At 66.1% G+C, this 11656-nt stretch carries 12 protein-coding genes; 10 read left to right on the forward strand and 2 right to left on the reverse strand.

From position 1 onward, the window contains the following. Positions 1-5: 5 nt before the first annotated feature. From RMP10_RS16500 to RMP10_RS16520, 5 genes are all read left to right on the forward strand, one after another. A complete protein-coding gene (locus tag RMP10_RS16500; RefSeq protein WP_310571275.1) occupies positions 6-632 on the forward strand; it encodes a phosphatase PAP2 family protein in 627 nt (208 codons plus the stop codon). A 99-nt stretch (positions 633-731) separates the two neighbouring features. Next, the gene (locus tag RMP10_RS16505) at positions 732-2612 is read left to right on the forward strand and encodes a permease (protein WP_310571276.1); all 1881 of its coding nucleotides are present in this window, start codon (positions 732-734) and stop codon (positions 2610-2612) included. After that, complete coding sequence (locus RMP10_RS16510) at positions 2609-3538, forward strand: GTP-binding protein (RefSeq protein ID WP_310571277.1); 930 nt, start codon at positions 2609-2611, stop codon at positions 3536-3538. Before RMP10_RS16505 ends, RMP10_RS16510 begins: the two co-directional genes overlap by 4 nt. Positions 3539-3663: 125 nt before the next feature. Further along, the gene (locus tag RMP10_RS16515) at positions 3664-4056 is read left to right on the forward strand and encodes a copper resistance protein CopC (RefSeq protein WP_309672387.1); all 393 of its coding nucleotides are present in this window, start codon (positions 3664-3666) and stop codon (positions 4054-4056) included. A gap of 11 nt (positions 4057-4067) precedes the next feature. Next, positions 4068-4892 carry a CopD family protein gene (locus tag RMP10_RS16520; protein ID WP_310571278.1) on the forward strand — a complete coding sequence of 275 codons (825 nt, stop codon included), beginning with the start codon at positions 4068-4070 and terminating at the stop codon, positions 4890-4892. Positions 4893-4947: 55 nt separating this feature from the next. On the opposite strand, the gene RMP10_RS16525 is transcribed toward RMP10_RS16520, so the two are convergent. Together RMP10_RS16525 and RMP10_RS16530 are read right to left on the reverse strand one after the other, a co-directional pair. Then, positions 4948-5190 carry a type B 50S ribosomal protein L31 gene (locus tag RMP10_RS16525; RefSeq protein ID WP_171227402.1) on the reverse strand — a complete coding sequence of 81 codons (243 nt, stop codon included), beginning with the start codon at positions 5188-5190 and terminating at the stop codon, positions 4948-4950. A 214-nt stretch (positions 5191-5404) separates the two neighbouring features. Next, complete coding sequence (locus RMP10_RS16530) at positions 5405-6613, reverse strand: hypothetical protein (protein WP_310571279.1); 1209 nt, start codon at positions 6611-6613, stop codon at positions 5405-5407. A 124-nt stretch (positions 6614-6737) separates the two neighbouring features. Between RMP10_RS16530 and RMP10_RS16535 the strand changes: the two genes are divergently transcribed. From RMP10_RS16535 to RMP10_RS16555, 5 genes are all read left to right on the forward strand, one after another. Then, positions 6738-7475, forward strand: coding sequence for a hypothetical protein (locus tag RMP10_RS16535; protein ID WP_310571280.1), 738 nt, complete (start codon positions 6738-6740; stop codon positions 7473-7475). A 235-nt stretch (positions 7476-7710) separates the two neighbouring features. After that, positions 7711-8265, forward strand: coding sequence for a sigma-70 family RNA polymerase sigma factor (locus tag RMP10_RS16540; RefSeq protein WP_310571281.1), 555 nt, complete (start codon positions 7711-7713; stop codon positions 8263-8265). Beyond that, on the forward strand, positions 8262-9023 hold the full coding sequence (locus tag RMP10_RS16545) for a hypothetical protein (RefSeq protein ID WP_310571282.1): 762 nt from the start codon (positions 8262-8264) through the stop codon (positions 9021-9023). The genes RMP10_RS16540 and RMP10_RS16545 overlap by 4 nt, the downstream gene beginning before the upstream one ends. Then, entirely contained in the window at positions 9023-10762 is a 1740-nt protein-coding gene (locus tag RMP10_RS16550) for a HEAT repeat domain-containing protein (RefSeq protein ID WP_310571283.1), read from the forward strand. Before RMP10_RS16545 ends, RMP10_RS16550 begins: the two co-directional genes overlap by 1 nt. Beyond that, entirely contained in the window at positions 10759-11562 is an 804-nt protein-coding gene (locus RMP10_RS16555) for a HEAT repeat domain-containing protein (RefSeq protein ID WP_310571284.1), read from the forward strand. The genes RMP10_RS16550 and RMP10_RS16555 overlap by 4 nt, the downstream gene beginning before the upstream one ends. Positions 11563-11656 lie beyond the last annotated feature (94 nt).

Consider the following 11656-nt stretch of genomic DNA (forward strand, 5'->3'; position numbering starts at 1 on the left):
CGTTCATGACGTCCGCCACTTCCGAACGATCCCGATGGATTCGGCTGCTGATCCTTGCCGTGGTCGCCATCGCCGTGGCCCATGCTCTCGACGCCTCGGCGTGGCGATCCGCCCGATTGCTGACGGTGAACGACAAGGACTGGGGGCGACTGCTCCGATCGATGGGATATCTCCCCACATGGGGCGCGATCGCGCTGGGATTCTGGTTGCAGCAGCGTGACCATCCGCGTCGCGCCGCGTACGCATGGGCACTGATTCTCGGTCCGGCACTCGGCGGTGGGATCGCGGAACTCCTGAAGCTTTCGATACGCCGGTTGCGCCCCAACCCTGACATCTTCGAGTACGTGTTCCGCCCGTTCGCCGAGGGGCCGCTGTCAAATCGCGGGATGGGCATGCCGAGCAGTCATGTGCTGGTGGCGTTCACGGGTGCGGCGGTGCTGTCGCATCTGTATCCGCGCGCCCGATGGCTGTGGTATTCGTTAGCCGTGGGATGTGCCGCGACTCGTGTGCTGGCGATGGGGCACTTTCTGAGCGATACGGTGGCTGCCGCGATTTTGGGCGTCGGGGTTGGTGGGTGGGTCTGGGGCAGGGCGAATCGGGCGCTCCCCACGGCATCCGTCCCTTCCACTTGATAGTGGCTTCGCAATAAGGCTATCATTCGGGATGTCGCTTTCACGGTCGATGGTCGGGTCGCACGGCCGCTACGCGCACTCGTGCTACGCGCACCCGTCATGAATCACGCCCTACTGTTCGCCAGTATGGCGGGGCTGGCCACCGGACCGCTCGTGGCCCGGGCCGCCAAGGCCCGCCCGCAGATGCTGGCCTTCATCGACGGCTTCGTGCTGGTCACCATCGGTGGCTTGGTGCTGCTCGATGTGATCCCGCATGCGCTTGAGCACCGCGATCTGTGGGCCGGGCTGTTCATGCTGGTTGGCTTCACGCTGCCGAATCTGGCCGAGCGGTTGTTCCGCTTCGGTGTGCAGCAAACGCATACCGCCGTGCTGCTGCTGGCGCTGGTCGGCGTGGCGATTCATTCAGCACTCGACGGCAGTGCGCTGGCCCAGTCGGACGCCAATCCGTCCAGCCTGATCGGCTACGGCGTCGTGCTGCACCAGCTCCCTGTAAGTCTCATGGTGTGGTGGGTGCTCAGCGACCGCCCGCGGTCGGTCACCTGGTTCGTGCTCTCGCTGATGGCGCTCACTACGGTGCTGGGCTACTTCGCCGAGCCCACGATCTTCGCGGTGCTGCCCGATCGGGCCGGCGTGTGGTTTGAGGCGGTCGTCGGTGGTTCGTTGCTGCACGTGATCGCGCACCCGGCGCATTCGCACGCGCACGATGACGAACATGGCCACGCCCATGCGCCGGCGACTGCGCCGGCGCACGATCATGGTCACGACCACGATCACGATCACGAGCACCATCACGACCACGATCACCGTCACGCGCACCGCACCCCGGACCCGGTGGATGCGGCGCACGACGAGATCCAACTCGACGCTCAGACGCGCGTGCCCAACGGTATCGGCGCGTTGCTCGGTGTCGCTCTGTTGGTGGTGCTGCACATCAGCCAGAATGGTCACGGTGATGCGTCGTTGCGCACGGTGTGGACGACCTTTCAAGGGCTGGCGATGGAAAGCGCGCCGGCGTTGCTGGTGGCGTACCTGATGGCTGGACTCGTGCACGCCTTCGTCGCACCGGGGAAACTCGCGTGGCTGAATCGCGGCTCGACGCTGCGACAGGGGCTGTCCGGCATGGCCCTGGGCTTACCGTTGCCGATCTGCTCCTGTGGCGTGGTGCCCCTGTATGAAGGGCTGGTAAAGCAGGGTGTCTCCACCGCGGCTGCCGTGGCGTTTCTCATCGCCACGCCGGAACTCGGCATCGACGCAGTACTGATGTCGGTACCACTGTTGGGGGCGCCGTTCACCGTCGTTCGTGTGGCCGCCGCCGCAACCGTGGCGTTGGTGGTCGCGCTCGTGATGGCGCGCCTCGCGGCGCCTCGCGCAGCGGTACGCTCGCTGCCGCTGGTCGAGGCAGTCGTGTCGCCCTCGATGCGCCGCCGCGTGCAGACGGCGATGCGCACGGGCTTCTCCGATATGGTCGATCACACGGCGCCGTGGATTCTCGTGGGTCTCATCATTGCGGCGTTGCTCGGGCCGCTGATGCAGGGCTCGTGGATGACGCGACTGCCGAGCGGTGTCGATGTGTTGCTCTTCGCGGCGATCGGGTTGCCGTTGTACGTGTGCGCATCGGCCTCGACGCCACTGGTGGCGGTGCTCGTCGCAGCCGGCGTCTCACCTGGTGCCGGACTCGCGCTGTTGATCACCGGACCGGCCACCAACATGGCCACGGTCGGGATTCTCTCTCGTCTGCATGGCCAGCGGTTTGCCTACGTGTTTGCCGCCGCAATGATTGTCGCCGCCGTCGCGATCGGTTTGCTGGTGAACGTCGTGCTGCCCGCCGCTTCGCTGCCAACACTGTCTCAGGCCTCGCTGGAAACGACCACGTCACTCGAGCTGTTCTCGGTGCTCGCCCTCGCCGCGCTCTACGCTGCGTCGGTGCTGCGACGCGGCGCGCGCGGATTCCTGGGCGAGCTGCGCATGGCGCACGCATGATTCCACTCGTGCTGATGGCCGGCTTCCTCGGCGCCGGCAAGACGCGCTTTCTCACCACGCTCATTCCACAGCTGCTCGAGCGCGGCGTGCGTGTGCGTATCGTGCTGAACGATTTCGAGAATGCAACGATCGACGCCGCGCGGCTCGGAGCGCTCGAGGCGCTGGTCACGCCGTTGAATGGCGAATGCGTGTGCTGTGGATCGCTGCGTGAGTTGCTCGATACGCTGCAGGCGGTGCCGCACGATCCCGGCAGTGTGATGCTGATCGAGGCCAACGGTGCCACCGAAACCGACGAGCTGCTGGGCTATCTCACCACCGACACCACGCTCACGCACTTCACGCTGCCGTTGCAGCTCACCGTGATCGATGCGGCGCGCTGGCAGAAGCGGTGGTGGAACAACGGCCTCGAAGCGGCGCAGACGACGACCGCCACGCACGTGCATCTCAACTGGACCGACAAACTCTCGACGACGCGACGCGACGCAGTCCACGCGGGCGTGGCCGCCGTGAATGCCCGCGCCGCGTTCACCACGCCGCAGGAGTTCGCCGCCACGCTGCAGTCGCTGGCGGAGTCGGTGCGTGGGACGGTGCGACGTGATCCGCAGGGTGTCGCCACGGCGCACCGCCATCGCCAAGGGCACACGCATCCCTTTGGCAGTGTCGCCTTGCCGCTTCCCCGATTGGTGGAGCGGGCGCGCTTTCTGGCCTTCGTGCAGGCCCTGCCGGCAGCGGTCGTGCGGGCCAAGGGGCTCGTGCGCTTCGCCGATCAACCCGCAGACATGTTCGTCTGGAACCGGGTGCCGGGGCGGAAGAAGGTGCAGCTCGATGAGTCGTCGCCGCACGCCGACGCCGAGGCGACCGCGCTATTCATCGGCGTGGGTATGTCACTCGACGATCTCGAGTCGCGAATCGCGGCGCTGACGTAGCCGACATGGACGCCGCAGTCGATGGCATGCCAAGGGCATTTCTTCGCGTGCTGTGGTGTAGCAGATTTATCCATTCCGCCCTTCCCGCCCTTCCCGCCCTTCCTGCCTCCGGAGCCGCCATCGTGATGTCTCGCGCACTCGTTCGATCGACCGTCCTGTTTGCCGCGCTCGCGCTCAGCGCTCCCGTACTCGCCTCGGGTGCGGTGATGCGTCATCTCAAGCTGGTGCGCTCATTCCCGGCCGCCGATACGGTGCTCGTGGGCTCGCCCGAGAAGATCACGATCGAGCTCAGTGAAGCCGTCGAACTCACTGGGGCCAAGTTGACGCTCGCCAAGGACGGCGGCGCACCGATCGCGCTTGGCGCGCTCCGACGCGAACCGACGCTGCCGAAGATCCTGCGTGCCGACGTCACGACGGCGCTGGCCGCCGGAGGGTACGTTGTGTCGTGGCGCACCATGTCGAAGGACGGACATGTCGTGAAGGGGACATTCGGCTTCCGTGTCGGCGCCGCCAAGTAAACGGGACGCCCATGGAGTTTGCGGCCCCACTCGCCCGCCTGCTGTTGTACGGCGGCGCGACGATCGCCATCGGGCGGGGCACCCTCACGTTTCTCGACGACGACGTGGGTGTGTCGCCGCCTGCCGTACGGGGAGCGCTCTCGTACGCGGCAGGCTCGCTGATCATTGCGCCGGTGCTGTTGTTGTTGTTGCAGCAACAGGCGCTTGAGCTGACAGCGGCTGAGTTGCCGGGGCTGCTGCGCGAGACCATATGGGGGCGCGGTTGGCTGCTGCTCGTGATTGCGTGCCTCCTGACCGCGCTCATGCTTCTCTTTCGTGGCACGCGGACAACGTCGCTGCTTTTGCTGCTATCCGCGCTCGGCATCGCGGCGGCGATGGGTGGCCTTGGACATGCGGCGGCGGATGAAGCGTGGCCACTGGCCTCGCGCCTCGTGGACGCTGTCCACGTGGCGGGCGTGGGCGCGTGGATCGGCGGACTGGTGCTGATGGTATTGGCGGGTGTCGGCGCCGGCGAACCAACGAGCGCCGCGTGGCGCGCCTTCAGTCGCGTCGCGACCGTGATGGCGCCGGTGGTGTTGCTTTCGGGAGTGGCGAGCGGGTGGCGTCGGGTCGGCGCAAGTGGGTTGGCTGACATCCTGGCAAGCGACTACGGGCGCTTGCTGCTCGTGAAAGTGGCGCTGGCTCTGGTCGTGTTGGCCATGGGAGCCACCCAGCGACGACGGCTGTCGGCAGGGAAGGCTCCGGTGCAACGTGCCGTGGTGTGGGAGGTGCTCATTGCCGCGCTGGTGCTAGGCGCGACGGCGTGGATGACGGGAATGGAGCCGCCGGGCGCCTGAACAGAAAAAGCCCGCGAGCAGTGCTCGCGGGCTTCTCCGTACCACATCGCACAACTTAGCGGTTGTAGCGCTTCTTGAACTTGTCGACACGGCCCTGCGTGTCGATGAGGCGCTGCGTGCCGGTGTAGAACGGATGCGAATCGGCGGTGATTTCGAGCAGGATGAGGGGATACTCGTTCCCGTCTTCCATCTTGATCTTCTGCTCGCTCGTCATCGTGGAGCGCGTGATAATCGTCGCGCCTGTGGATGAATCCTTGAACACCACCGAATGGTACGGCGGATGAATGCCTTCCTTCATGGTAACTCCAGCATGCGCCACCATTTCCGGCGGGAGCGCGTTTCTAAATGGGGTCCGATCGACAGGGCAAAACCCAGAGGGCTCACCCATGCGATGCGGTCGCCTGTTTCGGCGAGCCTGAATGAATCGCCGTTTCGGGGGGCAAGGTCAAGCGGTGGGGCGCGTTTCGGTCGGGTTTTTAGCCTAATGATACGCCGATATCGATAGCGTACTCTTACTTCGACCGCCCGATCACGTCCCCGTAGCCGAACAGGATGCCGTTGGACGCGTCTCGGACCAGCGACACGATGGGGCTGGTGAGCTGTCCCATCAGGAAGCCCGACGGCTGGCCGCCAAATCGGTTGTTGGTGACCGAGCGGATGAACGACGCCGCGGTATCCAGCGGCATGCCCGCCACATTGGCGTAGAAGCGACTCCACTCGTCGCCCTGCTGAAACAGATACTGCTCGACGTTGCTGGTGTAGAACGTGTTCACCCGGGCGTCCCGTTCCTTCAGCCACCCGCCCACGTGGGCCAGTGCGCGCGGACCGGCGAAGTTTCCCACCAGCGGGACGATCAAATTGCGTCGCTGCAAGTCGCGCACGATCTGATACGACGCGTCGGTACCAAGAAAGCCAAGGTTCGCGCCGCCGGGATCGGTGGCCGTCGCGATCATGGCGAAGGTGGGCATGCCGCGGAATCCGCGCCCGCCGCCGAAGCCGCCGGTGCTGCCGCTCGAGTAGTTCAGCGACGGCCCGGTGCTATAGAAGATGCTGTCCACGTAGCGCAGCGTCGCCAGGTCACCCGAGTCGAGTGCGAAGCCATGCGTGCGCACGAGGTGATCGCGCACCTCGGCGAAGGTGCGCCGGAAGTACGCGGAATCGGTCGTGCGCCGGTCGAGTCGGGCAATGAGGCTGTCCGCGCTCTCGGCCAGGTCGGAACTTGCGGCACGGGGGAGCGGTCGTGCGAACAGGCGTGCGAGAAAGGCCGATCGTGTGGGCGAGAGTTCGAACACGGCCTTATACCACAGATGCTGGAGCAGATTCTGGCGGCGGATGTCCACGATGAACGCCACGCGCGGCTGCAGCGCCGCGATGTACGTGAAGTTCTGCTCTGGCCCGACACCCACGTACACGCCGCCCGGAGGACTCGTGACGCGCAAGCGCGCGATCACGTGCTGCAGCCCCAACTCGTTCGACACGAAGTTCTCGGAGCGGAAATAGCCACCGGGTTCGGACATATCGCGCACCATGCGCCACCACGTGCTGTCGGCGAGGCGCTCGGGGAGCTTCGCCGATTGCGCCGCGGGGAGCGCACGGAACGGCTCGACATTCGCGCTGCCGGTCGGCGCCATCGTGGCCACGCCGTGGCGGCAGGCGGCCACGCCAAGGGCGGCAGCCCCGGCGACGACGACGAGCTTCAAAATGGGCGTGTGGCGTCTCATCCCTTGACCTTACGCACGGCGCACGAACAGGCAAGGTTGCAAGGGTCCCGGTGGACCGCTGCGCTGGCGTTGCTGAAACCGGAACACGATCGTGGCGTACAGCCGATGGGGACTCAGATCCCACGTGGAACGTTCCGCACGCACCTCAATCGCCGATCTCATGCAGGAAGTCCCAGCCGTCCCCGCGCCGCCCACCGTACCCACGCCACCGCCGGTGCCGTTCGTGGTGCAGACGGCCACGGGACAGATCACGGGAGCGCCGACCGAGGTCTATCAGGGCGCGCTGGCCCAGCGTCGTGAGCTGCGAAATCAGCTGGAACGGCTGGAATCGCAACGTCAGGACCTCCGGAACGAACTCCGCAGCGACGGGGACGCGAACAGCGCCACCGATCGGGCCGGCGTCGAGGCGCGCATCAAGGAACTGGACGCGCGGATCTCGTCGGTTGATCAGCAGTTGGCTAGGGCCGACGCGGCCGTGGCGCAGGCTTCTGCCATTCCCGGCGCCACGACGGAGCCGCCGCGGCCTGAGCGCAACGGCCCGCCCGAAGAGATCATCGCTATCCCCATCGTCTTCACGTTGGCGGTGCTCATGCCGCTCGCGATCGCGTATTCCCGCCGGATCTGGAAGAAGGGGGCCACGGTTATCGCCCCGATCCCGAAAGACGTGACCGATCGCCTCGACGCCATGGGACAGGCCGTGGAATCCATCGCCATCGAAGTCGAGCGCATCGGCGAGGGGCAGCGCTTCCTCACTCGCGTGATGTCCGACAAGGGGAAGAGCCTGGGTGTCGGGGCGGCCGAGCCGATCCCGGTGCCGCAGGCCCATGGTCAGCCGGTCGCGGTTCCGCGGTACGAGCGTTAGTAAGCAGGGAACGGCTGGTCACGGCCAACACCCCAGGAAGCAGGAGGGAGGGTCTCAGGATGGAGGAAGCAGGTGAGCCGCGCGTGGCTCCTGCCCCCTGCCTCCTGATGCCCTCCTTCCTGCTTCCTACGGTGTTGGCCGTTTCATTCCCATGCAACCCTTTGAACAGTCCCTCTGTCTTTGACTCGCACATGCATGCGTATCGAAACGACGACAGTGAGCGGCAGCAGTGTCCATGACTGACACGGAACTGCTTGACCGGCTCAGGACGGGGGACCACACGGCGGAACGGGATTTTTACGACCGCCACGTGGACCGCGTGTACCGACTCATTCTCCGAATGAGCGGCCGCCCTGAGCTGGCCCAGGAGTGGACGCAGGACACCTTCATCCGGGCCTTCAGCCGGATCGAACAGTTCCGCGGCGACTCCGCCTTGTCGAGCTGGCTGCACACGATCGCCGTTTCGATCACGTTGAACGGTCTGCGTACCCAGAAACGCCGCGATGCCTTCGCGGCGCCCCTCGAGGAAGCGACGACCGTGGCGCATGCGTCGGTGGAGTGCGAACCGGATCTCAAGGTTCGCCTGAAGGCCGCGATCGAGGCCCTTCCCGCCGGCACGCGCGCCGTGTTCATGATGCACGACGTGGAAGGGTTCACGCATGAGGAGATCGGTGAGGCGCTCGGGGTCGCGATCGGCACCAGCAAGTCACAGCTCTTCCGTGCCAGAGAAAAGCTGCGGGTGGCGTTGGCCGCCTTCGCCCCCCGACAGCTCGGCAAGGAGTTGGCATGACCGATCGACCAGAGCAGCACCGTACGCCCGAGGATGATCAGCCGGATACGCCGCTCGAGCCGTGGATGCTCGAACTGGCACGCGAGGCGGCCGACGAACTCGACGCCGACGTGGTCGTACCGCGCGAGATGATGTGGGCGCGAATCAACCGTGACCGTCGCGCTGCACCCGGTGCGATGTCCTCGTCGCCGGTGACGCGTGTGTTTCCCTGGACACGTGTCGCCGCGATTGCGGCGGTGCTGGTGGGTGGCGTGGCGATCGGTCGCTACGTCGTACCGGCGGCACCGACGATGGTGGCCGCAACGGACAGCGTTCCGCTCTCGAACGAACGTGCCCGCCAGGGCGCGGGGCTCGGTCCGGACGCGCTGGCCGAGCTGCCACAGTCGAGTGATCCGGTGCGCGTGGCGATGGGCGAGCATCTCGCCCGCACGGTGGCGTTGCTCACCACGGTACGCGATCAGGATCCCTCAATGGGTCCCGGTGCCGACGTGTCGGCGTGGGCGCGCGATCTGCTCAGCACCACGCGACTGCTGATTGATGCACCGCAACTGCGTGACGAACGGACGCGCCGCTTGCTGCAGGATCTTGAGTTGGTGCTCGTGCAGATCATCCAGGCGCGCGGATCCGCGCCGGAGACGCAACGGGCGCCAAAGGAAACCATTCGCGAAACGAATCTCCTCCCGCGGGTGCGCGCCATCGTCACGGCGTCGCGTCCGATCGAGGAAACGATCAACAGCCTGACCTACGGAGGAGACTGATGTCTCGCATTGTCCGCTTTACCGCCGCGCTCTCGATCTGTGCCGGCACCCTGACCGCGCAAGAACCGCCGCGCCCGCCGCGCCCGGCCCGTGCGCCGGTTGCGCCCGCGCCGGCGCCGGCCCCCTCCGGGTGGTGGATGGATGGCACCTTCATGGATCCCGTGTGGCGTGCCGACATCGAACGCGAGGCCTCGCGTGCGGCACGGGCCGGCGCGGAAGCGGCGCGCGCAGGTCTCGATGCCGCGCGCATCGCGATGACGATCGATCGCGACGCGATCCGCGCGAATGTGGCAGCGCTCGCGCCGATGGTCGAGATGAGCGCACTCGCCGCGGTGGACGGCGTGATGAATCTCTCAGGATTGTCGGTGGCGCGGTCGCGTGGGTATCGCACTGAGGCGCCGGAACCGTGGGCGCAGGCCGACCCGGCCGACTCGTTGTATCGCGAAGCGCGCAAGGCGCTTTCGAGCGATGCGTATCGCAAGGCGGCTGACATGTTTAATCAAATCTGGCGCCGCTATCCGAACAGTACCTATACGCCGGATGCGTATTACTGGCAGGCATTCGCGCTGCAGCGTCTGGGCGGCGACCAGAACATCGGGGAAGCATTGGCCACGCTCGAAACGCAGGCCCAGAAGTTTCCCAAGGCCGCTACGCGCGGTGATGCGGCCGCGCTGCGGGCTCGCATGGAGGGCGTGCTGGCGCGTCGTGGCGACCAGGCCATGGCATCGACGCTCATGGGTCGTGCCGAAAGTACCACGCGTGATGGATGCCCGCGCGCCAACGACGATGAACGCATTGATGCACTCAACGCCGTGACGCAGATGGATGCTGACAAGGCGATGCCGATTCTCAAGAAGGTGCTGGCGCGTCGCGAAGCCTGCACGCAGCAGCTCCGTCGCACCGCCGTATGGTTGGTCGCGTCGCGCAAGCAGCCGGAGGCCGCTGAGATCCTGATGAACGTGGCGAAGACGGATCCCGACAAGGAAGTGCGTGAGCAGGCGGTGTTCTGGATGGCCAACGTGCCCACCGACGAAGCCACCGGCATGCTGATCGACCTCGCGCGTCGTGGAGACGATCTCGACCTGCGCAAGCGTGCGGTGTATGCGCTGTCGCGGTCGAAGCAGCCGCGGGCGGCCACCACGCTGCGTGAGATCGCGCTCGATGGCAATTCCCCGGTGGAGCTGCGCGGTGAGGCCATGCAGTGGTATTTGTCGGGTGCCGGTCGCAGCGCTGACGAGAATATGGCATTCCTGAAGGACATGTACGGCAAGGCTGACGAGCAGCAGCTCAAGACGCGCGTGCTGTCGCAGATCGCGTCACGGCGCACCGAGGAGTCGCGGGAGTTCCTGGTAGCGATCGCCATCAACCAGCGCGAGTCGATGGACGTTCGTCGCATGGCCGTGTCGGTGATTGGCAGCAATTCGATGTGGGCGGAGGCCCGCGTGAAGAGCACCTTGACCGGGCAGTCGGTGGCGACCACCAACGGCAACACGGCCGCCGCGCTTGCCACCACGGTGGCGCAACTCACCACGATCTACGAAAAGTCCCCCGATCTCGAAATCCGTCGACAGGTCTTGAGCTCACTCGGCTCTATGCGCGACAACGCCGGCATCGACAAGCTGATCGATGTCGCGCGCAACGAGAAGAATCTGGAACTGCGCAAGGCCGCCGTGAGCATGCTCACGCGCACCAAGGATCCGCGTGCGCTGGCGCTGCTGCAGGAGATCATCGACCGATGAACGCCCCGACGAAGGGCATCGCGCTCGCGGTCACGCTCGTGCTCTCGTCGTCGCTGTCTGCTTCCGCGTACGCGCAGTCCATCGGCTCGCGTATCGATGCGGTCCGCGATGGCCGGGTGCGCCTGACCTTCGCGGCGCGGAGCGGGGTGTGCGGTAACGGCAATAGCTGGTATCGCTCACGCGATGGCGGGCGGTCGGGGCAGTTCAATGGCATGTGGAACGGCGGCAACGACGTCGAGAACAACTGCGAGCAAGGCCCGGTGCGTGTGGTCGTGGTGCGCGAGGCCGGCGATACGAAGGAGATCCGCACGTACGTTGGTGGCCGATGGCGCGCGGACACGGGCAGCACCGATCTCGGGGCCGTATCGGCGGTAGCGGCGGGTACGTGGCTGCTGAGCCAAGCCGAGCGCGGTGCCGACCGGCCGTCGCGTGGCGCGCTCACCGCTGCGACACTCGCAGATTCCATCGATGCAGCCCCCACGTTGCTGCGCATCGCGAAAGACGACTCACGCAGTCAGGAGGTGAAGTCGAGCGCCGTGAACTGGCTCGGGGAAGTGGTGGGCGATCGCGTATCGAGTACCCTCGATTCGATTGCCTACGAGCCCGGTGATCGCGAGCTGCGGCGTACGGCGATCAACACGATCAGCCGACGGCCGGCGGACGAAGCGGTGCCGGCGCTGATCAAGATGGCCGAGTCGCTGCCCGACAAGGAATTGCGGCGCACGGCGGTGCAGGCGCTGGCGCGAAACAAGGATCCACGGGCGATGGCGTGGATCGCTGGGAAGGTGGGGAGCTGGTAGGCGGTTCAAGGGGTCAGAGTCGTTGGTAGGCAGGGGTAAAAGACTATGTACCCGTTGAACTCCCCCCCCCCAGCATACGGGGGGGGTTGGGGTT

The organism is Gemmatimonas sp., assembly GCF_031426495.1.
Classification (GTDB): Bacteria; Gemmatimonadota; Gemmatimonadetes; order Gemmatimonadales; family Gemmatimonadaceae; genus Gemmatimonas.